Below are 26442 nucleotides of genomic sequence, written 5' to 3'. Positions count from 1 at the left end.
TCCGTTGGAGCGGGCGCAGTTGGAGCGGAGAGCCTGCCAAGCCTGGCCGTCACAGGCGGAGCCGCGGGGAAACCCGCGTTCGGCTGACGGTCGCAGCGCCCCTTGGCGGGCGGAGACCGCCATTATATCGCTTGTTCGCGATGGAGCGATATGAACGGCGACCGCGCCGCGCGGCGCGTTTTCGAACTGTCGATGCAAGCATCGAGAACGCCGGTTGACGCCGATCCGACGCCATTGCTACGGTTCGGGCGGGTCGTACGGGCGACCCTCGGTCCGCGAAAAGGGTTGAACCCACCTGCGATGTCGACAATGCAGACCTCCTTTCTGCCCGTTCGCGGACGCCGGGCATCAGGAAAGGAAGGTGTTGCATGACTCAGACGCTCCCCCCGCGTCCTCATCCCGATTGGCTGCGCAAGAGCGCTAAGCAGAAACTGCGCAGCCTGCGCCTCACTCAACCCGCCACGAAGCTCGCCCAGGCGCAGCACCAACTGGCGCGGGAATACGGTTTTCCGAGCTGGCGTGCGCTGATTGCGCAGGTCGAAGACATGCGTCGTGCTTCCGTTGCGGCGGCGGACGCGCTCGACGAACCGCGCGTCGCGCAGTTTCTGCGCGCCGTCGGCGCCGGCCGCATCGAGGAGATTCGCGCGATGCTGCAAGCCAGCCCGGCGCTGGTCGACGCGATCGGACCCCATCCGTACTGGGGTGGCCGGCTGCAGGCGCTGCACCTGGCGGTTGAGGGCGGCCGCCGCGAGGCGTTCGACCTGCTGCTGGCCGCCGCTGCGGACGTCGACGGACGCAACGAAGGCTATATGCACTGGTCGCCGCTGATGCTGGCGATCTACCAGCGCCAGGCCGAGATGCAGAAGATTCTGCTAGCGCGCGGCGCGCGCGTGGGCTTGACCGAAGCCCTGTTGCTGGGCGACGACGCGCGTGTCGAACGGTTGCTGCGCGAAGGCGCTTCGGCGCTGCCGACGTACGCGCCGAACGGAGGCTCGCTGCTAGCGCTGGCGCGCACGCCGTTCGCGCTCGATCGTCTGCTCGAACTGGGCGTTTCCGCCGAACAGCCCGACCGCTGGGGCGCCACGCCGATCGAGGCGATCAGCCGGCTGGGCACGAGCGGCCAGCCGCTCTTGCGCCATCTGCTCGCACGGGGTTTCAGCGCGCGGCCGGAGGACTATGCGCGGCTCGGCGACCGCGAGCGGCTGGCGACGCTGCTCGCCGCTCGACCCGAGCTCGCGCGCGATCCGACGCTGCTGCTCGGCGCGGTCGATTTCGGCCATCGCGAACTGGCGCGCTGGCTGCTCGAGCGCGGCGCCGATCCGAATGCGCGTTCGCAGATCGGCTCGCAAGGCACCGCGCTGCACTCGGCCGCCTGGAACGGTGACCTGGCGCTGGCGACGCTGCTGGTCGAGGCCGGAGCCGATGTGCAGGCGCGCGACCCCGAACACGACAACACGCCCTCCGGCTGGGCGCGCGTATCGGCCGAGGTGACCAACAATCCGCGTTGCCTTGCAGTCGCCGAGTACTTGGAGGGTTTGCAAGGCGGAGCGCCGGCGCTGTCTTGATCGAATAGCGGTCGCCAGCGGAGCGTCAAGGCGGAGCTGCCACCGAGGTTGCGGCTCCGCTTTCGCTGCACAGAGGTCTGCGAACCGCGACGTTCAGGGATTCGCCACGAAACTGCGTAGAAGGCTGCCGAACCCTTATTCGGAGCCTGTCATGCCGTCCGCCCTTTTCGTCCGCCCGCTCGCACTTTCGCTGCTCCTGGTCGCCGCCGTCGGCGTTTCGACACCCGCGCAAGCGGAATTTCTGTACGGCCGGCTCAAGCCCGCCGATGCCGAGCCGAACGGCAATTCGACTGCCGTCGATGTCTCCGCCGACGGCCGAACCGTCGTGTTTTCCAGCGATGCGAGCAATTGGGCGAGCGGCACCTACAACGGCACCAAGGCCATTGCCGTCGATCTCGACACCGGTGTGGTCGAGATCGTCTCGAGCACCAGCGCCGGCACGGTCTTTCGAGGAGAAAGCCCGGCGGTCTCGGGGGACGGGCGCTACGTCGCCTTCCTGACCTACAGCAACGCGCAGCTCGGCCCAGGCTGGCAGGTCGCGCGCAAGGATCGTCAGACCGGCGCGCTGGAAACCGCCAGCGCGGACGCGAGCGGCCAGCCGGCCAGCGGCGGCACCAACGACAACTTCGTCGCCATCTCAGCCGATGGCCGGTACGTTGCGTTCGATACCGCCGCGCCGAACTTCGTCGCAGCCGGCACCGGCACGCAGATCTTCGTCAAGGACATGCAGACGGGTGCCGTCGAGATGGCCTCGGTGCGCTCCGACGGCAGTCCGGCCGGCAGCGGCGACGGGCAGGCAAGCGGCGCGTCTGTCGACAGCCCGGCCGGCGGCGGTGCGTGCCAGTTCGTGCCGCACGCGCTGTCGGCTGACGGCCGCTACCTCAGCATGACCTGCAGCAGCGCCATGGTGCCCGGCGCGACCGGCGGACAAGCTTACGTGCGCAATCTGCAGGCCAATACCATCGAGCTGATCAGCCGCAGCGCATCGGCTCCTGCGGGATCGAGCGCGTTCAGCTACCGACCGGCGATCTCGCCCAATGGCCGTTTCGCCACCTTCCAGAACCGCGGTTACGGCGGCCTCGGCTACGCCGACGGCGTCGACACGGAAAGCAACAGCGGCGTCTACCTGCGCGACCGGCAGACGCAGACTCTGATCGCGATCCCGCGTGCCGCGGCCATTCCCGCCAGCGACTACGACAGCTGCAACGTGTCCGCCATTTCCAACCTCGGCAGCGTGACGCTCAGCTGCCTCTACAACTGGAGCGGCTCAGGTCGGTATCCGCAGACGTTCTTGTTCGTTCCGGGCGCGGGCGCCCCCGAGCTGTTCAGCGTCAACTCGAGCGGTCAGCCCGGCAACAAGGCTTCGGGCTACTCGCTGGCGGTCAACGCATCGGGCTTGTCGATGGCATTCGAGTCGGATGCGAGCGACATCGACCCGAGCGACACCAACAACAAGACCGACATCTTCGTTCTGGTCGAAGAATCGGTGATCACCGAGCGGATCTTCGCCGACGGTTTCGAGACCGCGCCGGCGCTGCGTCGGCAGCCGCTCGCGGGCGCGCGCTCGATCCCGCTCGTGCCGGGCTCGCGCGCCGGCGCCACGCTGCGCCGCTGATTCTGCGCGCCCGCCGGATGGTCGAGTCCGTCGATCGGCGCGATAAAAACGGGCCGCTCACGCGGCCCGTTTTTTTTTTGCTGGTCCAGCTCGCCCTTACTTCAGGCCGGCGGCCTTGCGCAGCTCGGCGGCCTTGTCGGTCTTCTCCCACGAGAACGCGGTGTAGCTGCCGCCGTTGGCGTCCTTCAGCTGCACCGGCGTGCGGCCGAAGTGGCCGTAGCTCGCGGTCGCCTGGTACATCGGATGCACCAGGTCGAGCATCTTGATGATGCCGTACGGACGCAGATCGAAGTGGTTGCGGATCAGCTTTTCGATCTTGTCGTCGCTGATCTTGCCGGTGCCGAAGGTGGTCACCGAGATTGAGGTCGGGTGAGCGACGCCGATCGCGTAGGACACCTGCACTTCGCAGCGGTCGGCAATGCCGGCGGCGACGATGTTCTTGGCGACGTAGCGCGCGGCATACGCGGCCGAACGGTCGACCTTGGACGGATCCTTGCCCGAGAACGCGCCGCCGCCGTGGCGGGCCCAGCCGCCGTAGGTGTCGACGATGATCTTGCGGCCGGTCAGGCCGCAGTCGCCGACCGGGCCGCCGATGACGAACTTGCCGGTCGGATTGATGTGGTACTTGGTGCCCTTGTGCAGCCACTTGGCCGGCAGCACCGGCTTCAAGATGTGCTCGCGCACGGCTTCGACCAGATCCTTCTGCTTGACCGACGGATCGTGCTGGGTCGACAGCACCACCGCGTCGATCGCGCTGGCCTTGCCGTTCTCGTAGCGCAGCGTGACCTGGCTCTTGGCGTCCGGGCGCAGCCACGGCAGCGGCGAATTCTTCTTCTTGCGCACCTTCGCCTGCTGTTCGACGAGGCGGTGCGAGAGATGGATCGCGGCCGGCATGAAGCTGTCGGTTTCGTTGGTCGCGTAGCCGAACATCAGGCCCTGGTCGCCGGCGCCCTGGTCTTCGGGGTTCTTGCGGTCGACGCCCTGGTTGATGTCGGGCGACTGCTTGCCGATCAGATTGAGCACGCCGCAGGTGGCGCCGTCGAAGCCGACGTCGGAGCTGTTGTAGCCGATGTCGAGGATGACCTTGCGCGTGAGGGCTTCGAGGTCGATCCAGGCGCTGGTGGTGATCTCACCGGCGACGATCGCGACGCCGGTCTTCACCATCGTCTCGCAGGCGACGCGCGCGCGCTTGTCCTGCGCGAGGATCGCATCGAGCACAGCGTCAGAAATCTGGTCGGCGACCTTGTCGGGATGACCTTCGGACACCGATTCGGAGGTGAACAGGTAATTGCTCATCGCGGCAAATATCCTTCAATACGGATGGATGGATGAAAGGTCGCGCACTATACACGACTCCGGTTGCGGGTGTTTGCAGGAATTCTTGCGATATGCTCGGGAGTGCGCCGAGGCTCGCAGCCTAATTCGGCGCACCTGGCCATTCGGAGCATGGCTGGCGAAATACGTTGGAAATTCGTCATTCTTTTATGGGGAAACATGATCATGCCAAGTTGGATTCGTGCGGCCGTCCTTCCCGCCGCCGTCGCTGCTGCATTGGGGTTTACCTCACAAGTATCCGCTCTTACTGACTCGCCGCGCGCCGGCGTTTCCTTGACCCGCGGCGTGCAAGCGCCGGAAGCCGGTATCGAGCGCGCCGAAGGCCGCTACTCGGTCAGCGGCGCTGCGATTTCTCTGTACCGTCCGCAGTTCACCGCGCGCGTTTCCACGCCCGAAGCGATGGCACGCGAATACCTCGCCAGCCGCGTCGAGCAGTTCGGCCTCGCCAAAGCGGACGCGACCACGCTCGCGCGTACGACTCTGCGCGCAGGGCGCGAGTTCTCGGTCGTTCGTTTCACCCAGATGCAGGACGGCCTGCGCGTTTACGGCAGCGACATCGCCGTCAGCGTGAAGCCGAACGGCCAGATCATCCACGTCGCCAACTCGCTGGTCGCCAATGTCGGCCCGGCCGCCGGCGCGAACACGACGGCGAGCGCCAGTGCGGCCGCCGAAGCCGCGACGATCGCGCAGCGCTATCTCGGCGCACCGGCGCCGAGCGCGATGAAGCCGGAGCGCATGGTGTTTGCGACGTCCTCCGGCAGCCGCGTGGTATGGCGCGTGCGCGCCGCCGCCGGTCCGGACACGTCCCACGGCGATTGGGAAGTGCTGGTCGATGCGCAAACCGGTGAAGTACTGCGTGCCGAAGACAAGGCCCTCAACGCCACCGGCAACGGCACCATTTGGACGCCCGATCCGCTGTCGTACAAGAAGGTCGCCTACGGCGGCACTTACGTCGACGGTAACAATGCCGACACGGCGGATCTGACGGCCGCCCTGGTACCGGTGACGCTCGAGAACATCACCCAAAACGGCGCCAACTACGAGCTGTCGGGTCCCTACATCGTCTGCGCCAACATCGAGGCGCCCGCCGACGCGGCCTGCCCGTCGCAGCCGAGCACCGATTTCTCGGTCACGCGCAGCGCGATGACGTTCGATGCGGTGATGGTCTACTACCACATCTCGACGTATCTGAAGTACGTCAACGAGACGCTCGGCATTCCGGCACTGCCGTTGCGCCATGCCGGAGGAGTCAAGGTCGACCCGCACGGTTTGAGCGGTGACGACAACTCGCACTACGTCCCGAGCACGGAAATTCTGGCGTTCGGCCAGGGCGGCGTCGACGATGCGCAAGATGCCGACGTGATCATCCATGAGCTCGGCCATGGCATCCACGATTGGATTACCGGTGGGCATCTGTCGACCGTACAAGGCTTGTCGGAAGGTTTCGGCGACTTCACCGCCGGCTCCTACAGCCGCGACTTCCCCAATCAATGGACGCCGACCGACGCCGCCTACAGCTGGGTCTTCAGCTGGGACGGCCACAATCCGTTCTGGGCCGGCCGCATCCTGAACTACCAGTTGAACCATGCCTATCCCAACATCGGCAGCAGTCCGGGTGGCGGGCATACGCCGGGGCAATACTGGTCTTCGTGCAATCTGGTCGCTCGCGGTGCGATCCAGGCGCTCGAACCGACCGATGGCGCCAAGATCTTCGACAAGGCCTATTTCAAGGGTCTGTCGATGACCGGCGGCAGCACCAACCAGAAAGACGCAGCGCAGGCGATCATCGACGCCGCCGCGGCGCTCGGCTATCCGCAGGCGCAGATCGATGCGATCGGTGCTGCGTACAACGCCGGCAACCAAGGCGGTAACACCAGCTGCACGTACGCGGTCACGGTGCCGACCGTCAGCAACGCTCCGGTCGTCGACGTCGACACCACGCCGCTCGAAGCCACCGCCGAAGCCGGCGGCACCGCCAGCGCTTCGCTCGCGGTCGGCAACACCGGCAGCGCCGATCTGACCTGGAACATCGACACCTCCGACGACGCCGCATGCACCACGCCGGCCACCACGCAGTGGCTGAGCGCGACGCCGGCCAACGGCACCGTAGCCGCCGGCGCCGCTGATGCCGAGGTCGCGATCGCGTTCGATTCGGCTTCGCTCGCGGCGGGCGAGTACACCACTAACCTCTGCGTGCACAGCAACGATCCGGCCACGGCCGTGGTCGCGGTGCCGGTCACCTTCACCGTCACGGCCGACGATACGATCTTCAAGGACGGCTTCGAAGGCTCCGATACCGGTACTTGCGAACCGGCGCAGCTGTTCGCCGACACGAGCTTCGAAGAGACCGGTCCGGGCACCAATCCGACTGCGCCCTGGACGGTCGACGAAAGCATCGCCGGTTCGCCGCTGTGCGACGCGGGTTGCGATGACAACGGCACCATCACCGCGCATACGGGCGACTGGTTCGTTTGGTTCGGCGGCTACCAGGAGCAGAACACCGCTCTGGTCAGTCAGAGCGTGGTGTTGCCGAGCGGACAGCCGCGCTTCCTGAACTACTGGATGATGAACCAGATCGCCGGCGACCCGGGTGCTTCGCTGACCATCAGCATCGACGATACCGAGGTGTCCACCGTGGCGCCGGGCAGCGGCGAGACCGAGTACACGGTGCGTTCGCTGGAGGTTCCGGCCACGTATCTGGACGGCCAATCGCATACGGTGAAGTTCGACTGGTCCTCGCCGGCGGCGAACGGCGAGAACGCGAGTGCGATCATCGACGACGTCACCCTCGATTGTGCCGCGCCGGTGGGTGTGGCACGGCCGCAGTCGCATCCCGGCCGGGGCGCGCACAAACGCGCGCGCTGATTCACTGATCGGCTGACACGAAGGGCCTCGCAAGAGGCCCTTCTTTTTTGCGTGCGATCGGCCGCACGATTTGATTGGATTGCGTCAGCTGACGGATCGAGGTCTCCGCTGAATCTGCTCGCACTCGTCCGCAGCCGCATTCTTCATGGACGAGCGAGACGCCGCTCCGATTGCGTGAAGAACTTCAGTCGGGCCACTCGTTCAAATGCGGTCCGAACGATTCGCGTTGCCGGTGCACGACACAGAATCGATGCCCGCTCGGTGCCTCCATTACCCACCAGCGTCCGTTCACGAACTTGATGCGCTTGGCGCCGAGTGCTTCGAGCCGCTCGACTTCGGCATCCAGATCGTCGGTTTCGATGTCCAGATGCACGCGCGAAGCATGTTCGACTTTCTGCAGCAGGATCTGCGGTTCATCCGCCGCTGTCTCCAGCTTGGCGTACTTGCCGTCGCCGTCCTCGTCGAACGAGGTGACGTCCTTGCCGAGCGCACGGCTCCAGAAGCGGGTGGCAGAGGCGAGGTCGTCGACTTGGCAGTCGATCACGAGATTGCTCAGGCGGCTGCGATGCATGATTGCGCTACTCCGGGGTGCAGGAAAATCCGCGCGGCGATCATTCGCCGCTTCTTGCGATCTCGAGCTGCCCGTCTCTGCCGCGCGCGCGGCGCGATCGTGCCGACAATGGCCGTATCGCGCGCAGCGGCTCAGGTCGCGAGCGCGAGGTCGTCGAGCATCGCCTTGAGGAAGCGTGCCGCCTCGCCGCCGGTGGCGGCGCGATGGTCGAACGTCACCGACAACGGAATCACACGGTGCGATTCGAAGCCGCCCATCACCGGCGTCATCTGGTGGCGGCCCTTGCCGGCGGCGACGATCGCGACGCAGGGCGGCACCACCACCGGCGTCGCGTAGCGGCCGGCGAACACGCCGAAGTTCGACAGCGAGATGGTGTAGCCCTTGAGTTCGTCGGCCGGGATCGAGCGTTCCTCGACCTGCGTGCGCAAACGGTTGACTGCTGCGCGCAAGCCGGCCGCGTCGAGCACGTCGGCATTGCGCAGCGCCGGCACGAACAAACCGTCGTCGGTGTCGACCGCGATGCCGATGTCGACTTGCGGATGCAGGGTGCGGGTGAGGTTGTCGCCGTCGAACCACGCGTTCAACGCCGGCACCGCCTTGCACGCGCGCACCAGCGCACGGATCAAGCGCACGGTGACGTCGCTGCCCGGCAACCAGGCGTGGATATCGGCGTCGTCGCACAGCGTGGTCGGCACGACCTGCGCATGCGCGGCGGCCATCACGCGCGCCATGTTGCGGCGCACGCCTTTGAGTTGTTCCGGTTGGCCGCTGGCGCTGACCGTGGGCGGCGTGGTGCGCATCGGTTTGCCGGCGGCGGACACCGTCGTGCGCTCGTTGTCGCGGCGCACGGCGGGAGTCTGCGTGGGCGTGGCCGTCGTCGCCGTCGGTGCCGCGGCGCGCGCAGGTGCCGCTGCAGGCGCGGCGCCGAGCTTGGCGGTACCGGCGGCGGCAGCGTCCTTGACGTCCTTCAGCGTGACGGCGCCTTCGGCGCCGCTGGCGCGCACACGGCTCAGGTCGACGCCGAGCTTCTTCGCCAGTGCCCGCACTGCCGGCACCGCCTTCACGCCGCCGACCTCGCTCGCACGCTCGGCGTGTACGCGGCCGCTCGATTCCATCGCACCGACCACGGTGCCTTCGTCCTCGCGCTGCGAGGCATCGCCGGCGGCGATCTCGCCACCTTCGTCGGAGGCGACCACGCCGGCGCGATCGGGCGCTTCGCTGCCGGCGCCCTTCGGCGCGGCGGCCGCTTTCGGCGGCGGCGCGTGATGATGACCGGTCGATTCGGCTTCCGAACGCTGCGGCAGGTTCGGATCGAGCTCGAACTCGGCCAGCGCCGCGCCCGTCGCGATCACGTCGCCGGCACCGCCGTGCAGCTTGGTCAGCTTGCCCGAGTAAGGCGAAGGCACTTCGACCACCGCCTTAGCGGTCTCCATCGACACCAAGGGTTCGTCCAGCTTGACGGTCGCGCCTTCGGCGACCAGCCACTCGACGATGGTCGCGTCGGGCAGGCCTTCGCCGAGGTCGGGAAGATGAAAAGTCTTGATATCGGCCATGGCGTCGGGTCCTAGCGCGGCGGCGTCAGTGGAAATGCAGCAACACCAGCGCGGCGATCGCCGGCAGCGCCTGCACGTAGAGAATCTTGCGGCTCACCGTCCAAGCGCCGTACACGCCGGCGACGATCACGCAAGAAAGAAAGAACAACTTGATGTGGAAACCTGCGCCGCCTTCGATCAGCCCCCAGAGCAGGCCGGCGGCGAGAAAGCCGTTGTACAAACCCTGATTCGCGGCGAGCGCCTTCGACGCCTGCGCGAACTCCGGAGTGAGCGCGAACACGCGCCGTCCGTAAGGCGTGGTCCAGAGGAACATTTCGAGCACGAGGAAATACAGGTGCAGCAGGGCGACCAGTCCGACAAGAACGTTCGCGATCGTTTGCATGGGCACTCCCCCAATTTCAACCCGCCGCCAGCGTGCGCTGCGCTGCCGCGACGATGCGCTCGACGCTCGGCAGATATTTCATCTCGAGACGATACAGCGGGATGTGCGTGTCGTAACCGGTCACGCGCTCGACCGGCGCGAGCAGATCGTAAATAGCTTCGTCGGCGAGGCGCGCGGCGATCTCGGCGCCGAAGCCGGCAGTGCGCGGCGCTTCGTGCACGATCACGCAGCGGCCGGTCTTCTTCACCGATTCGTGGATCGTGTCGAAGTCGAGCGGAGTCAAGGTGGCGACGTCGATCACTTCCGCGCTGACGCCTTGCTCGGCCAGCGCGTCGGCGGCTTCCAGCGTCTCTTTCACCTGCGCGCCCCAGCTGACCAGGGTCACGTCGCTGCCGTCGCGCAGCACGAAGCAGACGTCGAGCGGCAGCGCTTCGCCGTCGTCGGGTACTTCTTCCTTGTACTGACGGTAGATGCGCTTAGGCTCGAAGAACATGACCGGGTCCGGGTCGCGGATCGCGGCGAGCAAGAGTCCGTATGCACGGCCCGGCGACGACGGCAGCACCACGCGCAAGCCTGGAATATTGGTGAACAGCGCTTCGTTCGCTTCGGAATGATGCTCCGGTGCGCGGATGCCGCCGCCCCACGGTGCGCGGAACACGGCCGGACAGCTCAGGCGTCCGCGTGTGCGCGTACGCATGCGCGCGGCGTGACAGGCGATGTGTTCCATCATCGGATAGATGAAGCCTTCAAATTGCGCTTCCGCGATCGGCTTCATGCCTTGGGCGGCGAGGCCGACGGTGAGGCCGGCGATGGTGGCTTCGTCGAGCGGCGTGTCGATCACACGGGCGGCGCCGAATTTCTCCTGCAGGCCTTGCGTCGCGCGGAACACGCCGCCGTTGACGCCGACGTCTTCGCCGAGCACGACCACGCTGGGGTCGGTGCGCATTTCGTAGGCGAGCGCCTGGGTGACGGCCTCGATGAGTGTGATTTGTGCCATGGTCCTACCTGTCGGATGCGCCGAGCGGGCGATGCATCACCCACATCGGCAAGGGTTCGTTCTCGCGCGGATAGTCGCGTTCGCCGACGATCGAAAATCCGCAGCGCTCGTACACGTGCCGTGCGCGCTCGTTGCTCTTGAGCACGTCGAGCCACAGGCACGTCTCGCCGCGCGCGCCGGCGCGGTCGGCGCAGGCCTCGATCAGCACGCGGCCGTGGCCGCGGCCGACGTCGCCGGCGAGGAAGTAGATCTTCTGCAATTCTGCGCCGCGTTCCGCGCCGATCGGAATCGGGCGATCCCAGATCAGCTTGGCGTAGCCGACGTCGCGGCGGTCGACGTCGGCGAGCAGATAGCGCGCGCGGTCGGACTCGATGTCGGTACGGATCGCGTCGAGATCGAATTGGCGCGCGAGCCAGGCATCGAGTTCGTTCGCGCGCCACAAGGCCGCGTAATGGTCGCGATACGTGCGCGCGCCGAGCGCGGCGACGGTCGCGGCTTCCTCGCGGCGGGCGTCGCGCACGCGCATCAGCCGTGCCGTTGTTCCGCCGCGAGCACGGCGGCGCGTTGTGCGGCGAGGTCGGCCGGCAGCTCGGCGTAGGTGTAGTCGAAGATCGCCTCAGCCGGTTGCGATTTGGTTTCCAGGTACGCGTTGACCTCGATGTCGACCTTCGCCGCGCACTCGGCCTTCCAGGTTTCTTCTTCCTGTTCGGTCCAGGCGTTCAGCGACATCAGATAGTTCTTGATGCGCCGCATCGGTTCGCGATTCCAGGCGTCCTTGACCTCGGCTTCGCCGCGGTAGCGGCGTGCATCGTCGGCGGTGGTGTGGTCGGACAGGCGATAGGTGACGGCCTCGATCACCATGCCGCCGTGGCCGTGGCGTGCGCGCTTGATCGCGTAGTCCATCGCGGCGCGCATCGCGATCAGGTCGTTGCCGTCGACCTGCAGACATTCGAGGCCGGCGGCGATGCCTTTTTGCGCCAAGGTCTTGGCGCCGGTCTGCGCCGAACGCGGCACCGAAATCGCCCACTGGTTGTTGACGATCACCGCCACCAGCGGCAGCGTCATCGCGCCGGCGACGTTGATCGCGCCGTAGAAATCGCCCTTCGACGAACCGCCGTCGCCGACCACGCTGACCGCGACCCGCGGTTCCTTGCGCGTCTTGAAGGCGAGCGCGGCGCCGGCCGCGTGCAGGCATTGTGTGGCGATCGGCACGCACCAGGCGAAATCGTGCGCGGGGCCGGAGAAATCGTTGCCGCGCTCGTCGCCGCCCCAGTACAGCAGCACTTCGCGCGGCTTCACGCCGCGATAAAACTGCGCGCCGTACTCGCGATACATCGGCGCGAACACGTCGTCTTCCTGCATCGCGCTGCCGATGGCGACGTGTGCCGCTTCGTGGCCGAGACAGGAAGCGTAGGTGCCGAGCTTACCGGTGCGCTGAAGTGCGACGGCCTTCGCATCGAAGGTGCGCGTGAACAGCATCAGCTTGTAGAGCTCGACCAGTTGGCGGACGTCGCGAGCGATCGCCGGCAAGTCGTCGCGGACGAGCTTGCCGTCGGCGTCGAGGTATTGCAGGAACTCGATTTCGAAGGTGGCGGCGGTGGACAAGAAACCTCCGGAGCAGCAGCGCGCGAGGCGCATTTCTAGATACGTGGCCGAATGGCTGGCGGTTCGAGGCGGGCCGCGGCGATGACGCCGTCGTTCGGCTGGCGGGGGCCGGAACGGTAGCCAACTCGCGGCGTGCTTCGCAAGGCCCTACGCAACATTGCATGAGGGCGTGCGCGCTACACTGCAAGCTTCCATTCAGCGGCATCGCGATGAACGAACCGACCAACCTGCGGCCGCTCGAGAGCGGGATCGAAACCGACCTGCGCGAGCGCACGACCTACGGCGGCTATCTGCAACTGGATACGCTGTTGTCGGCGCAGAAACCGCTCAGCGATCCGCCGCTGCACGACGAAATGTTGTTCATCGTGCAGCATCAGGTCGCCGAGCTGTGGATGAAGCTCCTGGTGCACGAGTTGCGCGCGGCGATCGAGCGGCTGCGCCTCGACGACGTCAACGCCACGCTGAAGATTCTCGCGCGCGTCAAGCAGGTGCAGCGCCAGTTGTTCGAACAATGGGCCGTGCTGGAGACGCTGACGCCGACCGAGTACATGCAGTTCCGGCCGGTGCTGGGGCCGTCGTCGGGTTTCCAGTCGCTGCAGTACCGCACGATCGAGTTCCTGCTTGGCAACAAGAATGCCGGCATGTTGAAGGTGTTCGACTACGACCCGGCCGCGCAGGCGGAGCTGCGCGCGCAGTTGGAAGCGCCGAGCCTGTACGACGAGTTCCTGCGCTATCTGGCGCGGCGCGGACATGCGATTCCGGCCGCCTGCCTGGAGCGTGACGTGACCCGGCCGCACGAACGCGTTGCCGAACTGGTGCCCGTCTTCAAGCGCATCTACGAGAACGCCAACGAGTTCTGGCCCGAATACCATCTGTGCGAGCAGCTGGTCGACATCGAAGAGAGTTTCCAGCTCTGGCGTTTCCGTCATATGAAGACGGTCGAGCGCATCATCGGGTATCGCCGCGGCACCGGCGGCTCGTCCGGCGTCGCTTTCCTGAAAAAGGCGCTGGAGTTGACCTTCTTCCCGGAACTGCTCGACGTGCGCACCGAAATCGGTAGCTGATCGATTCGAACGTTCGTTTGTGGTCGTGCGGCGGGATGCCGCGCTCTCTCGTAAATATTGCGCTGCGGTTTGACCTTGCCGCTGCCAGCGGTTACACGTGGCCGGTTTGTTCACTGCCGATGCACAGGGAGCCCATGTCCACCACCGCCGCCGACGCCACCGCGCCACCGAATTTCCCGCAGAAGATGGGGCATCCGCGCCCGCTGTGGATGCTGTTCATGACGGAATTCTGGGAGCGCTTCGCGTTCTACGGCATCCGCTGGGCCTTGGTGCTATACATCGTGGCGCAGTTCCACGGCGGCGACCCGAGCGGCGAGGCGCCGGCGAATCGCACTTACGGCGCGTATCTGGCTCTGGTCTACGCCAGCGCGATCTTCGGCGGCTACATCGCCGACCGTGTACTCGGCTACCAGCGCTCGATCCTGCTCGGCGCGGTGGTGATGTCGGCTGGTCTCTTCATGATCGCGCTGCCCGAGCAACATCTGTTCGAACTCGGTCTCGCCACCATCATCTGCGGCAACGGCTTGTTCAAGCCGAACATCTCGACCATGGTCGGCAAGCTGTACGGCGTCGGCGACGGTCGTCGCGACGCCGGTTTCACCATCTTCTACATGGGCATCAATCTCGGCGGTTTTCTGTCGCCGATCCTGACCGGCATCCTCGCCGAACAAGTGTTCGGCACCTCGGTGATGCCGGCTTACAAGATGGTGTTCATCGCCTCGGGCGTCGGCATGCTGCTGAGCTTGGTCTGGTTCTGGTTCGGTCGCCGCCAGCTCGAGGGTATCGGCCGGCCGCCGCAAGGCGGCGCTTCGAAGGCGCGGGTTCTGTACGTGCTGGTCGGCGTCCTTGCTGCGATTCCGGTCATGTACGGTCTGCTCGCGATGGGTGCCGATACCTTGGCGGTGATCCTCGGCATCATGTTCGTCGGCTTGTGCGTCTTGCTGATGATCGAAGGTATTCGCGAGGGCGCGGTGCAGCGCGACAAGACGATCGCGATGCTGATCATCTTCGCCTTCAACGTGTTGTTCTGGATGTTCTTCGAGCAGGCCGGCAGTTCCTTCACCTTCCTCGCCGACAAGATCGTCAACCGCGAATTCGGCGACTGGACCTTCCCCAACGCTTGGTTCCAGTCGGTCAACTCGCTCGCGATCATCGCGCTGGCGCCGCTGATCGCCGTCATCTGGGTCTGGATGGGGCGGCGCAACGCGGAGCCGTCGATCCCGCGCAAGTTCGGCCTCGGCCTGATCTTCAACGGCCTCGCCTTCCTGCTGTTGATGTTCGCGCTGTCGAGCTTGGTCAGCAGCACCGGAAAGATCCCGTTCTGGACCTTGTTCATGGTTTACGTGATCCAGTCGGTGGGCGAGCTGTGCCTGTCGCCGATCGGCCTGTCGATGGTGACCAAACTCGCGCCGCTGCGCCTGGTCGGCTTCGGCATGGGCGGCTGGTTCCTTTCCACCGGCATCGGCAACAACCTGTCGGGCATCTTCGCCGGCCACGTCAGCGGCGAGGGCGGCATGACGGTCGAGTCCGCGCTCAGCGGCTATACCTTCGGCTTCTGGGCCCTGGTCGGCGCCGGCGTGCTGTTGTTCGTGATCGGACCGCTGATCAACCGGCTGATGCACGGAGTGCGGTGAAGCCGAGATTGGAGATTAGGGATTGGTTTAGAGCGGGAAGCACGGCGCGGATCGAATTTTCTCTACGAATCCCGAATCCCCAATCTCCAATCCCGGCTCCTCATACCGGCGCCAACTTGTCGAGGATGCGCTGCAGCACGCGGCGCTCGTCGGCGTCGAGCCGCGCCAGCAGCGCGCGCTCGTGTTCGCGCGCGAGCGGCGCGACGACGTCGTGGATCTTCCAGCCCTTGGCCGACAGCAGCAGTACCGAGCGGCGCTTGTCGCCGTCGTGCGTGCGCCGCGCGACGCGCTTGGCGGCGACCAGGCGCGCCAGCGCGCGGCTGACCGCAACCTTGTCCATCTCGGTGCGCTCGGCCACCTCGCGCGCGGACAGCCCGGCGCCATCGAAGCGCGCCAATACCGCGATCACGCGCCACTCCGTCATGGTCAGGTCGAAACGCTGCTGGTACTCGCGCGCAATCGCCTGGCTGATGCGGTTGGACAGGATCGATAGCCGGTAAGGCAGGAAGCGTTCGAGCTCGAGCGGGGTGTGGTCGGTCATGCGGCACTGCGCCTTGAAAATGGTTTCAATTGTAACCATAATTTGCGCGATCGTCCGTGATCGCCAGAATCAAGCAGCGGCCGTCCGTGGCCGCGCTTCCGAGCAATGGCCTGCTTGCGCGGGTCTCCCAGGAGTCGATGTCGCCATGAACGCCCAGCCCAATCTCGGCATGCAGGTCACCACGTTCGAAAACCCGATGGGTATCGACGGCTTCGAGTTCGTCGAGTTCGCGGCGCCCGCCGGCCGCGGCCAGGAACTGCATGCGTTGTTCAAGCGCATGGGCTTCACTGCGGTTCTCAAGCACAAGTCGCGAGCTATCACGGTCTATCGCCAAGGCGGCGTGAATTTCCTCGTCAACGAAGACGCCGACTCGTTCGCCGCCGACTTCGCCGCCCAGCACGGTCCCTGCGCCTGCGGTTTCGCGATCCGCTTCAAGAAGCCTGCCGCCGAGGTGCTGCAGACGGTGCTCGGCAACGGCGGCGAGGCGATCGATCACAAGGCCGCAAGCAAAGCGGTCGCCGCGCCCGTCGTGAAAGGCATCGGCGATTGCATGCTCTACCTGGTCGACCGTTACGGCGAGGGCGGCAGCATCTACGACGGCGACTACGAACCGATCGCCGGCGCCGATCCGAATCCGGCCGGCTTCGGTCTGACCTTCATCGATCACCTGACGCACAACCTCTACTTCGGCAACATGCAGAAGTGGTCCGATTACTACGAGCGCCTGTTCAACTTCCGCGAGATCCGCTACTTCGACATCAAGGGCGCCAAGACCGGTCTGGTGTCCAAGGCGATGACCGCGCCGGACGGCATCGTGCGCATCCCGCTCAACGAATCGAGCGATCCGAAGTCGCAGATCAACGAGTATCTCGACGCGTATCACGGTGAAGGCATCCAGCACATCGCCTGCTTCACCGATAACATCTACGAGACGGTCGAGGCGATGCGCGCGACCGGCGTCGAGTTCCTCGACACGCCCGACACCTACTTCGAAGTCATCGACGTGCGCGTACCCAACCACGGCGAGGACGTGGCGCGGCTGGCCAAGAACAAGATCCTGATCGACGCCGATCAGGAAACCAAGCAGCGCAAGCTGCTGCAGATCTTCACCCAGAACAGCATCGGCCCGATCTTCTTCGAGATCATCCAGCGCAAGGGCAACGAGGGTTTCGGCGAAGGCAACTTCCAGGCGCTGTTCGAGTCGATCGAGCGCGACCAGATGAAGCGCGGCGTGCTGTAAGGCGGAGAACCGACGATGGTCGCGCACGGATATCAAACCGGTTTCGGCAACGAGTTCGCGACCGAGGCCGTAGCGGGCACGCTGCCGCAAGGGCGCAATTCGCCGCAGCGGGTCGCGCACGGCTTGTACGCCGAACAGCTGTCGGGCACTGCGTTCACCGCGCCGCGCCACTCCAATCGCCGCAGCTGGCTGTATCGCATTCGTCCGGCCGCCGTACACGGGACGTTCCGGCCGTTCGTGCAGGAGCGCTTGCACAATCGTTTCGAGGAAGTTCCCGCTTCGCCCAACCAGCTGCGCTGGGACCCGTTCCCGCTGCCGCAGGCGCCGACCGATTTCGTCGAAGGCTTGTACACCGTCGCAGGCAACGGCAGCGCGGCGGCTCAGACCGGCATCGGCATCCATGTCTACACCGCCAATCGCTCGATGCAGGGCCGCTACTTCTACGATGCCGACGGCGAGCTCTTGATCGTGCCGCAGCAGGGGCGCCTGCGCCTGTCGACCGAACTCGGCGTGCTCGAGGTCGAGCCGCAGCAGATCGCGCTGATTCCGCGTGGCGTGCGTTTTCGCGTCGAGCTGCTCGACGGCGAGGCGCGTGGTTACGTGGCGGAAAATTTCGGCGCGCTCTTGCGTTTGCCCGACCTTGGTCCGATCGGTTCGAACGGTCTGGCGAATGCGCGCGATTTCGAGGCGCCGCATGCCGCCTACGAGGACCTCGACGGCGAGTTCGAGCTGATCGCGAAATTCCAGGGCGCGCTGTGGTCGGCGCCGATCGACCATTCGCCGCTCGACGTCGTCGGCTGGCACGGCAACTACGCGCCGTACCGCTACGACCTGCGCCGCTTCAACACGATCGGCTCGATCAGTTACGACCATCCCGATCCGTCGATCTTTACCGTGCTGACCTCGCCGTCGGACACGCCGGGCGTGGCGAACATGGACTTCGTGATCTTCCCGCCGCGCTGGCTGGTCGCCGAAGACACGTTCCGGCCGCCGTGGTTCCATCGCAACGTCGCCAGCGAGTACATGGGTCTGGTGCATGGGGCCTATGACGCCAAAGCCGGTGGGTTCGTGCCGGGTGGCGGCAGTCTGCACAACTGCATGAGCGGCCACGGCCCGGATGCGGCGAGCTTCGACAAGGCCAGCGCCTCGGATACCGGCAAGCCGGACCACATCGTCGATACGATGGCCTTCATGTTCGAGACGCGCGCGGTGATCCATCCGACGCGACAGGCGCTCGACGCGCCGCAACGCCAGGCCGATTATCAGGACTGTTGGCGCGGTCTGCGCAAAAGATTCTCCGGCGGCTGAGCGAGCACACCGGCTCGCCCGCCGTCGTTCGACCTGGCGCAATGGTTTCCCGCATGAAGGAAGAAGCATGAAACTCGGTTCCCTGAAGGAAGGCGGCCGCGACGGTACGCTGATCGTGGTCAGCCGCGACCTCAAGCAGGCCGTGCGCGCCAGTGCGATCGCGCCGACCTTGCAGCAGGCGCTGGAAGACTGGTCGAACGCGGCGCCGCGTCTGAACGCGTTGTCGGAAACGCTGAACCAAGGCCGCGCCGACGGCGCCTTCGCGCTCGATCCGGCCGCGCTGGCCGCGCCGCTGCCGCGCGCCTACGAGTTCGTCGACGGCAGCGCCTATCTGCCACACGTCGAACGCGTGCGCCGCGCGCGTGGCGCCGAGGTGCCGGAGACGTTCTACGTCGATCCGTTGATGTATCAGGCGACCAGCGCCGGCTTCTATGGCCCGCGCGATCCGATCCTCGCGGCGAGCGAAGAGTGGGGCATCGATCTCGAAGCCGAAGTCGTCGTCATCACCGACGACGTGCCGATGGGCGTGTCGGCCGCGAACGCGGCGGCGCACATCCAGCTGATCGGTCTCGTCAACGATGTCTCCCTGCGCAACTTGATCCCGGGCGAACTGGCTAAAGGTTTCGGCTTTCTGCAATCCAAGCCGCGGTCGGCGCTGTCGCCGGTGTTCGTCACGCCGGACGAACTCGGTGAGGCTTGGCAAGAGAACAAGCTGCACCTGCCGATGCGCACCTGGATCAATGGCCAATGGTTCGGCGCGGCCGAATGCGGCGTCGACATGCAATTCAGCTTCGCGCAGCTGGTCGCGCACGCGGCGAAGTCGCGGCCGCTGTCGGCCGGCACGATCGTCGGTTCCGGCACGATCGCCAACGAAGACACCTCCAAGGGCGCTTCCTGCCTGGCCGAGCAGCGCACTGTTGAAACCTTGCGCGACGGCAAGCCGTCGACGCCGTTCCTCAAGTTCGGCGACACCGTTCGTATCGAGATTACGGATGCGGCTGACCACAGCGTGTTCGGTGCGATCGAACAGGTCGTGACGAAGCAGGCGGTCTGAGTCGATGAGCGCCGACGTCACGCTGTACGACTATTGGCGTTCGAGCGCTTGCTATCGCGTGCGCATCGGTCTGAATCTGAAGGGCGTGGCTTACACGCAAAAACCGGTGCATCTGGTCAAGAACGGCGGCGAGCAGCACAGCGCCGAGCACCATGCGCTCAATCCGATGGAAGCCGTACCGGTACTCGCGCACGGCACGAAGCTAATACGTCAGTCGCTGGCGATCCTCGAATACTTAGAGGAGACCGGTTCTGCGCAAGCGCCCAAGCTGCTGCCGGACGACGCATTCGCCCGTGCGCGTGTGCGTTCGCTTGCGCTGCTGGTCGCCTGCGACGTGCATCCGCTCAACAATCTGCGCGTGATGCAGTACGTCGAACGCCAGTTCAGCGCGACTCAACAAGCGCGCGAAGATTGGATGCGTCATTGGATCGTAGAGGGGCTCCGCGCGTTCGAAGCGCTGCTCGCCGGCGATCCGGCAACCGGGCTGTGCTGCCACGGCGATACGCCGACCATCGCGGATGCGTGTTTGATACCGCAGGTCTACAACGCGAAGCGGTTCGGGGTCGATCTCGCGCCGTTCCCGGCGATTCGGCGCATCGACGAGTATTGCTTGTCGCTGCCGGCGTTCGATGCGGCGCGGCCGGAGAGGCAGCCTGACGCCGCATAGTTGATCGCAAGTAAATAACGCGTTCCGCTGCTGTGTCTAACGCGAATTTTGTGAATGCGCGGAGTCGACTTGCAGTACGTGGTCCGGCGTTTCCGATTCGACGGTGAAGCGCCCGCTTCGCCACCGCGGTCGCACCGGGGGCGCTCCAGCCAATACACCCCAGACGTAGCTACCAACTCCGCAAAGCAAAAAAGCGTAGCCGATCGCGGTCGCCCCGTTGAAGAAGATCGAAATCGACGGATCGATCGACACAGCATCCAGCACTGAATGAGAGGACCAAAACACCGCGCAGGATATCCCTGAAAGCGAGTGGATGAGTCCGAGCGCTGCTAAGACGATTCCGACTTGACGATCAGGATGTGCTCTTATCCAGACGAGAAGAACGACAGCTTCCGTGAGCGCAACCTGCCTGCTATCGAAGGGTAGCGGTCCCGGCTGTACGTTGGCCGCTTGCGTCGCGGCGAAGACCGCAGAGATCAGGACCGAAGCAGCGACAAAAACAACGCACGACTGCAAATCCCTCACCCAGAAAGGCTGGGTGCGGATAATCCTCATCCGGCGATGTAGCGCTGCAACTGCTCGATCTGCTCGCTCTGCTCACTGAGCATCGCCTTGACCAAGTCGCCGATCGAGACGACGCCGACGACCTTGCGGTTGTCGACCACCGGGAGATGACGTACGCGGCGGTCGGTGCACAGGCGCATGCAGGTTTCGATGGTGTCTTCCGGGCCGACCGTCAGCACGTTCGGCGACATGATGTCGCTGACCGGCGTGTCGTCCGAATGGCGACCCTTGAGGATGACCTTGCGCGCGTAATCACGCTCGGAAACGATGCCGACCAGCTCCTCTCCGCGCATCACCAAGAGGGCGCCGATATAGCGGTCCGCCATGACGCGGATCGCGTTCAGAACCGGCTCGTCCGGGCCGACGGCAAAAACGTCGCGACCCTTTTCCGTGAGTAGATGCTTGACCTGCAGCATGCGTCCCTCCGACGGAGCGCGGCTTTGCGCCGCCGCGCGAGTGTAGCGCCGTGCCGCGGGCGAGGCTCGCCGCCGCGCAGCACGCGGCTCAGCGAGGGCCTGCAGGCGGCGCGGCGGCGGGCGGGTAGTACTCGTCGATCAGATACAGCGGCCGTTGCTTGGATTCGACGTAGAGGCGGCCGAGGTATTCGCCGATCACGCCGAGCGCCATCAGCTGCGCGCCGCCGAGGAACAGCACCACCACCATCAGCGAGGGATAGCCGCGCACCGGGTCGCCGAGCCAGAGCGCCTTGGCGAGTACCCACAGGCCGAACACGAACGCGACCACCGCAGTGACCAGCCCGAAATACGTCGCCAGCTTCAGCGGCGCGCCGGAGAACGAAGTGATGCCTTCGATCGCGAAGTTCCACAGCTTCCAGTAGTTCCACTTCGTTTCGCCGGCGTAGCGCGGGTCGCGGTGGTAGACGACCGAGAGCTGGCGGAAGCCGACCCAAGTGAACAAGCCTTTCATGAAGCGCTGGCGTTCGCGCACCTGCTTGAGCGCGTCCAGCGCACGGCGCGAGAGCAGGCGGAAATCGCCGGTATCGCGCGGGATCGGCGTGGCCGAGAGCCGCCCCATCACGCGGTAGAAACCCGAAGCGGTGAATTTCTTGAAGCCGGTTTCGCCGGCGCGCGAGGCGCGCGTGCCGTAGACGACGTCGTAACCTTCGCGCCAATGCTGCACGAAGGTCGGGATCAGTTCCGGTGGGTCTTGCAGATCGGCGTCGATGACGACCGCGGCATCGGCTTCGGCGTAGTCGAGGCCTGCGGTCAGGGCCAGCTCCTTGCCGAAATTGCGCGACAGTTTCAGCGTCGATACGCGCGTATCCGCGCTGCGCAGGGCACACATGACCGCATAGGTGTCGTCGCGGCTGCCGTCGTCGACGTAGAGCACTTCGGTGTCGAGATCGAGCTGGTCGAGCACGGCGGCCAGGCGCGCATGGAACTCGCGCAAGCCTTCGCTCTCGTTATAGGCGGGCACGATGACGGTGAGCTTGGGCATGACGGTATCCACGACGGAAACCGACGCATGCTAGCCGACCGCGGTGACGCGCGAAATCGCATGGCTGCGTGTTCAGCGCGGTAAATAGGCGGCACCGCCGAGCTGATTCACCTGGCGTTGGATCCAAGCCGCGCGGCGCAGCACGTAAGGCGAGGGCCGCTCGACCTGATAGCGCGTCGGATTGGGCAGCACGGCCGCGAGCAATGCCGCTTGGCGCGCGTCCAGCTGTGAAGGCGCGAGATGGAAATAGCGCTCCGCGGCGGCGGTGGCGCCGTAAACGCCGCGACCGAACTCGGCGATGTTCAGATACACCTCGAGGATGCGCCGCTTAGGCCACAGCGTTTCGATCAGCACGGTGAAATAGGCTTCCAGGCCCTTGCGCACGAAGCTGCGGCCGCTCCAGAGGAACAGATTCTTGGCGACTTGCTGGCTGATCGTGCTGGCGCCGCGCAGGCGCTCGCCTTCTTCCGCTTCGGCCAGCGCGTCCTGGATCGCGTCGAAATCGAAGCCGTGATGGCTCGGGAATTTCTGATCCTCGGCGGCGACCAGCGCGATCGGCAGCGCGGCCGACACGCGCGTCCACGGCGTCCAGCGATAGTGCAGGGAGAAGTCGCGCTCGCCGGCGAATTGTGCGCCGATCCAATCCTCGAGCATGACGGCCGAGGTGAGCGGCGGCACGAACCGCAAGGCCAGCACCGCGAGCAAACTGGTGGCGATCCACAGCGCGAAGGCCAGCAGCAGCCAGCGCAGGATGCGGCGCGGAACGGAGCGGGTGACGGACATGGGGTCGGTTTCCGAAACGACATCGGCGCGGAGGTCCGCGCCGATGTCTTGCAGCTTAGCCCGCCGTCACGGCGGCGGGTACTCGTCGTCTCAGTGGCAGACGTAGTCGCCGCCGGCGGCCTCTTCGAAGCCGTTGCGGAAGATCACGTCGGCCGGACCACCATTGCCGATGTTGACTTCATCCAGCCAGAAGCCGCCGAACTCGGTGTTGGTGTCGCTGGAGAGGCGCCAGCGAATCTTTACGGTTTGACCGGCGTAGGAGGCGAGATCCGAACCGAACGCGCGGAACACCGGCGTCGCGGTGCCGTTGCCGGGGTCGGCCGGATTGGTCGCCGTGCTGACACCGGTGAACGCACTGCGCGTGCTCGGGAAATCGCAGCCGTTGCCCTGCGTCTGCGCGAAGCTGCTCGGATAGCCGCCGGTCGGCGGCAGGTCGGTCCAGTTGGTACCGCCGTCGGTCGAGATTTCCGTGACCACGCCGTCCCACTGATTTTCGAGGTCGTACTGCGCCTTGTAGCTGAGGCTGGCTCCGGCCGGCAGGGTGAGCGCCGGGGTTTCGATACTGGCGCAGGCGCTGGACGGGTAGGAAATGTTGTCGCCGGCACTGTGATAGCTCAACGTGCCGTTGCTGGCCGCGGTGTCGGTGATGCGCCACGGCGTTTCGCGGACGAGATAAGTGTGCGTATCGACGTCGTCGACGAAGCTGGCCGGATCGGGTCCGTCGGTGCCGCTCGGCGAGACGCTGGCAACTTCGGTCGGGAACGACACGTTGCCGAGATCGTCCTTGGCGGTGACGCGGTAGTGGTAAGGGGTGCCGTTGACGACCGACGTATCGACGTAGGTCGTCACGGCGAGATCGCCCGCCAGGACCTGCGGATTGCCGAAGTAGGGATCGGAATCGCGTTCGAGCTGGTAGCGGATGGTGGTTGCCAGCGGACAGGTGGTTGCGGCTCCGGACCAATTCAGGCTCACGCTGCAGCTGGCGTCTGCGCCATCCGCAGTCAGCACTTTGGACGACCACAGCGGCTGCAAGGTGCAGGCGGCGAGTGACAGCGCATCGACGCAGCCCGAGACCTCGCCCTCGACGTCGTTCTGCACGCCGCGCACCTTGTAGGCGTAGCTGTAGCTGCCCTGCAGGCGGCTGTCGAGCAACGGCGAGGCGGCGCCGGTCGCGACCAGACGGAAGTCGCCAGGAGCGGCGCTGGCGCAGGTACCGTTGGCGCGGTAGAGCTGGAAGCCTTGCGCGCCGGACGGTGCGGTGAAGCCGATCGAGATGCCGCTCGTGTCGTTACCCGCCACGCTGAGCTGGGTCGGTGCCGGCAGCGGCGTCGGATCGGGCAAGCCGAACGCGCCCGACACGGCTACGGCGTAGCCCTGGCGATCGGTCTCCTCACGGCCGTTGCCCGGCACCTGGGTGCCTTTGACGCGCACCGTGTAGCGCCCGGCCGCCGGAGCGGTCAGGCGGACTTGTTCGACCGTGTTGATCGCATCCGCGCTGCCGCCCGGTACCGAGACAGCGGCGGTGATGCGGTTGCCGAGATACGTGGTGCTGTCGGGGCCGACGACTTCGAGATCGAGGTTGTTGACCAAGGAGGAGGCGGCGCCCGGACTTCCCTCCGGATCGAACCAGGTCAAGGTCACGCGGAACTCGATGCCAGCAGCGACGTTGTCGATCGCGTATTCGTCGACATCGCCGGTTTGCACGCCGGCGGCGTTGGGTCGTTCGAACAGACGCGTGCGGCGGCTGTCGTCGCCGCCGGGCATCGTATTCTTGAACCAAAGGTTGCCGTCGAGCCAGGCGCGACCCCAGCCGTAGTTGTTGTTCGGCCAGTTGGTCGGCTGCGGCAGGCTGGTGCCGTTGAGCAGGAACGCCTTCATCGCCATGCCGCTCGGGTTGTACGCGTCGGCTGCGGTCTTTACGCCGCGCGGATAGAAGCCGTCGACGAAGAACTGGCGCATCAGCACGGCATTGCCGGCGACGGTGGGCGCCGCCATCGACGTTCCATCCAAGGGCTTGCTGACCGGTGGCTCGATCGTCGCGTTGGTGTTGGAGTCGCCGGATGCCGAAACGGTGGCCACGCCCGGCGCCATGATGTCGGGCTTGAAGCGCCCGTCCGCGGTCGGGCCGCGGCTGGAGAATCCGATGATCGTATTGGAGCCGGCATGGTTCAGCGCACCGACGGTCAGCGCGTTCTTCGAGTTGCCGGGTGAGCCGATCGTGCGAGCGCCGGAACCGCTGTTGCCGGCGGAGATGACGACCAGCAAGTCTTCGAGTTTGTTCGTCTCGTAATCGACGACCACGTCGTTGCCGCCGTAGACGCCTCCCGTCGGTGCACCCCAGCTGTCGCTGTGAATGCGCGCGCCGCCCGCCAGCGCCTGCTGCAGGGTGCCGCCGAAATCGACGATCTCCAGGCAGCCGGTGGTGTCGTTGCCGATGTCCTGCTGGATCAGCTGCGCGTTCGGCGCCATGCCGTCGGCAAGGTCGTGATTAGCGAGGCTCGGTGTGGCGGCGAGGAAGGTGTTCGCGCCGAACGTGCCGGCCGCGTCGCCGACCAAGGTGCCGCTGGTGTGCGTGCCGTGCCAGACCGAGGTGGAAGGCGAGCCGGGACAGCGATTGTTGTTGTCGTAGGCGGTCGCGTCTGGTTGCACCCAGTAGGCGAGAATCTTGTTGTCGGGGTGGAGCTGGCCGACCGCCGGGGGCACCGGCGGCGGATCGTCGGCCAAGGTCACTTCGGTGTGCGGACCGCTGCCTTTGTCGAGCGTGGTAAACCAGGCCTCGTTCGCATCCGTGCCCGTATCGGAGATCGCGACGATCTGGCCGCTGCCGAACAAGCCGTGATCCCATAGCGGGGCCGGTCCGCACACGGCGCCGCTGCCGGCGCAGGCGCCGGTCGCGTTGCCTTGGATCGCGCCGACCGCGCCGGAATTCGTCGTGCGCGGCTGCAGCCACGGCTCGATGTAGCTGACGCCTTCGATCGCGCTCGCTCCGCGCAGCAGTGCATCGAGATTCGCCGCATCGACCTCGGCGCGTACATAGGGCGCGGCTTCCGCGCGTTCGCTGCGGCGCGTGATGTTCACGCCGGGCACGGCTTTGCGCAGCGCGTCGGCGACATTGGCCGAGGACACGCCGGCGAACGCGTGCACGACGATCTGGTAGCGGCCGCTCTCCTGGCGCGCCGTCGAATCGAGGCGTCGGGCCGTCCACAGCTGCGGATCGAGCTTCATCGCCGGCTGCAAAGGACCGGCCCAGCGCACGCCGGGGTGCGCTTTCAATTGATCGAGGCGAGCGCCGTTCAAGCGCACGTAGTAAGCATTGTTCGGTACGTAGCCGAGAAATTGCACGCCGGCAGCGATAAGGGCTTTGCGCTCGCTCAAGCGACCGGCCTCAAATTGCACGATCGCGTAGGTTGTCGGTCCTGCTGCCGCCGCGCCGACTCTCGACCACTCCAGCTGTTCGGTCGCAGGATCGAAAATTCCCGACTGCAAGATCAGCTGCCCGGGGTTGGCGCGCGCCGACTCGATCGCCTCCGGCGACGGTTGCGCAGCCGCGATCGTAGTAGGTGCGGCGTGTGTAGACGAAGCCCCGAATACGAGGGCAAGCGCGACGGCCAGAGCGGTGCGCGACGGCAAGGCGGACATGA

21 protein-coding genes and 1 riboswitch are annotated in these 26442 nt (G+C 65.9%); of the genes, 9 read left to right on the top strand and 12 right to left on the bottom strand.

Features of this window, described 5'->3' with window-relative positions; all coding sequences use genetic code 11:
- Positions 1-4 precede the first annotated feature (4 nt).
- A riboswitch (S-adenosyl-L-homocysteine riboswitch) is annotated at positions 5-110 on the bottom strand.
- A gap of 258 nt (positions 111-368) precedes the next feature.
- Together AC3QL3_RS18200 and AC3QL3_RS18195 are read left to right on the top strand one after the other, a co-directional pair.
- Complete coding sequence (locus tag AC3QL3_RS18200; RefSeq protein WP_492895512.1) at positions 369-1565, top strand: ankyrin repeat domain-containing protein; 1197 nt, start codon at positions 369-371, stop codon at positions 1563-1565.
- A 151-nt stretch (positions 1566-1716) separates the two neighbouring features.
- Positions 1717-3180: a TolB family protein gene (locus tag AC3QL3_RS18195; protein WP_492895511.1), complete on the top strand. Its 1464-nt coding sequence runs from the start codon at positions 1717-1719 to the stop codon at positions 3178-3180.
- 96 nt (positions 3181-3276) lie between these two features.
- On the opposite strand, the gene metK is transcribed toward AC3QL3_RS18195, so the two are convergent.
- Positions 3277-4476 carry a methionine adenosyltransferase gene (metK, locus tag AC3QL3_RS18190; RefSeq protein WP_492895510.1) on the bottom strand — a complete coding sequence of 400 codons (1200 nt, stop codon included), beginning with the start codon at positions 4474-4476 and terminating at the stop codon, positions 3277-3279.
- A 312-nt stretch (positions 4477-4788) separates the two neighbouring features.
- On the opposite strand from metK, the gene AC3QL3_RS18185 reads away from it, so the two are divergent.
- Positions 4789-7380: a BACON domain-containing protein gene (locus AC3QL3_RS18185; protein WP_492895509.1), complete on the top strand. Its 2592-nt coding sequence runs from the start codon at positions 4789-4791 to the stop codon at positions 7378-7380.
- Positions 7381-7564: 184 nt separating this feature from the next.
- On the opposite strand, the gene AC3QL3_RS18180 is transcribed toward AC3QL3_RS18185, so the two are convergent.
- The 6 genes from AC3QL3_RS18180 to pdhA form a co-directional block, all read right to left on the bottom strand.
- Complete coding sequence (locus tag AC3QL3_RS18180; protein ID WP_492895508.1) at positions 7565-7951, bottom strand: VOC family protein; 387 nt, start codon at positions 7949-7951, stop codon at positions 7565-7567.
- Positions 7952-8082: 131 nt separating this feature from the next.
- Complete coding sequence (locus AC3QL3_RS18175; protein WP_492895507.1) at positions 8083-9504, bottom strand: dihydrolipoamide acetyltransferase family protein; 1422 nt, start codon at positions 9502-9504, stop codon at positions 8083-8085.
- 25 nt (positions 9505-9529) lie between these two features.
- Positions 9530-9886, bottom strand: coding sequence for a DUF1304 domain-containing protein (locus tag AC3QL3_RS18170; RefSeq protein ID WP_492895506.1), 357 nt, complete (start codon positions 9884-9886; stop codon positions 9530-9532).
- A 16-nt stretch (positions 9887-9902) separates the two neighbouring features.
- Positions 9903-10883: an alpha-ketoacid dehydrogenase subunit beta gene (locus AC3QL3_RS18165; RefSeq protein ID WP_492895504.1), complete on the bottom strand. Its 981-nt coding sequence runs from the start codon at positions 10881-10883 to the stop codon at positions 9903-9905.
- 4 nt (positions 10884-10887) lie between these two features.
- A complete protein-coding gene (locus tag AC3QL3_RS18160) occupies positions 10888-11403 on the bottom strand; it encodes a GNAT family N-acetyltransferase (RefSeq protein WP_492895503.1) in 516 nt (171 codons plus the stop codon).
- A gap of 5 nt (positions 11404-11408) precedes the next feature.
- Positions 11409-12488, bottom strand: coding sequence for a pyruvate dehydrogenase (acetyl-transferring) E1 component subunit alpha (pdhA, locus tag AC3QL3_RS18155; RefSeq protein WP_492895502.1), 1080 nt, complete (start codon positions 12486-12488; stop codon positions 11409-11411).
- A 209-nt stretch (positions 12489-12697) separates the two neighbouring features.
- Between pdhA and AC3QL3_RS18150 the strand changes: the two genes are divergently transcribed.
- Positions 12698-13552 (top strand): tryptophan 2,3-dioxygenase, encoded by an 855-nt coding sequence (locus AC3QL3_RS18150; protein WP_492895501.1) that lies wholly within the window; start codon positions 12698-12700, stop codon positions 13550-13552.
- Positions 13553-13686: 134 nt separating this feature from the next.
- On the top strand, positions 13687-15186 hold the full coding sequence (locus tag AC3QL3_RS18145; RefSeq protein WP_492895500.1) for a peptide MFS transporter: 1500 nt from the start codon (positions 13687-13689) through the stop codon (positions 15184-15186).
- 100 nt (positions 15187-15286) lie between these two features.
- Here the strand turns inward: AC3QL3_RS18145 and AC3QL3_RS18140 are convergent, their stop codons facing one another.
- The gene (locus tag AC3QL3_RS18140; protein ID WP_492895499.1) at positions 15287-15727 is read right to left on the bottom strand and encodes a MarR family winged helix-turn-helix transcriptional regulator; all 441 of its coding nucleotides are present in this window, start codon (positions 15725-15727) and stop codon (positions 15287-15289) included.
- 169 nt (positions 15728-15896) lie between these two features.
- Between AC3QL3_RS18140 and hppD the strand changes: the two genes are divergently transcribed.
- From hppD to maiA, 4 genes are all read left to right on the top strand, one after another.
- Positions 15897-16967 carry a 4-hydroxyphenylpyruvate dioxygenase gene (gene hppD / locus AC3QL3_RS18135; RefSeq protein ID WP_492898981.1) on the top strand — a complete coding sequence of 357 codons (1071 nt, stop codon included), beginning with the start codon at positions 15897-15899 and terminating at the stop codon, positions 16965-16967.
- A gap of 15 nt (positions 16968-16982) precedes the next feature.
- On the top strand, positions 16983-18275 hold the full coding sequence (gene hmgA / locus AC3QL3_RS18130) for a homogentisate 1,2-dioxygenase (protein ID WP_492895498.1): 1293 nt from the start codon (positions 16983-16985) through the stop codon (positions 18273-18275).
- Between the two features lie 67 nt (positions 18276-18342).
- Entirely contained in the window at positions 18343-19329 is a 987-nt protein-coding gene (locus AC3QL3_RS18125; RefSeq protein WP_492895497.1) for a fumarylacetoacetate hydrolase family protein, read from the top strand.
- A 4-nt stretch (positions 19330-19333) separates the two neighbouring features.
- The gene (maiA, locus tag AC3QL3_RS18120; protein ID WP_492895496.1) at positions 19334-19996 is read left to right on the top strand and encodes a maleylacetoacetate isomerase; all 663 of its coding nucleotides are present in this window, start codon (positions 19334-19336) and stop codon (positions 19994-19996) included.
- A 551-nt stretch (positions 19997-20547) separates the two neighbouring features.
- On the opposite strand, the gene AC3QL3_RS18115 is transcribed toward maiA, so the two are convergent.
- From AC3QL3_RS18115 to AC3QL3_RS18100, 4 genes are all read right to left on the bottom strand, one after another.
- The gene (locus AC3QL3_RS18115) at positions 20548-20976 is read right to left on the bottom strand and encodes a CBS domain-containing protein (protein WP_492895495.1); all 429 of its coding nucleotides are present in this window, start codon (positions 20974-20976) and stop codon (positions 20548-20550) included.
- A gap of 88 nt (positions 20977-21064) precedes the next feature.
- Complete coding sequence (locus tag AC3QL3_RS18110; protein ID WP_492895494.1) at positions 21065-22018, bottom strand: glycosyltransferase family 2 protein; 954 nt, start codon at positions 22016-22018, stop codon at positions 21065-21067.
- A gap of 72 nt (positions 22019-22090) precedes the next feature.
- Complete coding sequence (gene mtgA, locus AC3QL3_RS18105; protein ID WP_492895493.1) at positions 22091-22801, bottom strand: monofunctional biosynthetic peptidoglycan transglycosylase; 711 nt, start codon at positions 22799-22801, stop codon at positions 22091-22093.
- A 90-nt stretch (positions 22802-22891) separates the two neighbouring features.
- A complete protein-coding gene (locus AC3QL3_RS18100) occupies positions 22892-26440 on the bottom strand; it encodes a S8 family serine peptidase (protein ID WP_492895492.1) in 3549 nt (1182 codons plus the stop codon).
- Between the last annotated feature and the right edge of the window lie 2 nt (positions 26441-26442).

Source organism: Dokdonella sp. GW821-FHT11D02 (genome assembly GCF_058808595.1).
The sequence above is the reverse complement of the archived record's forward strand: the minus strand, read 5'-3'. Positions and strand labels throughout refer to the sequence as shown.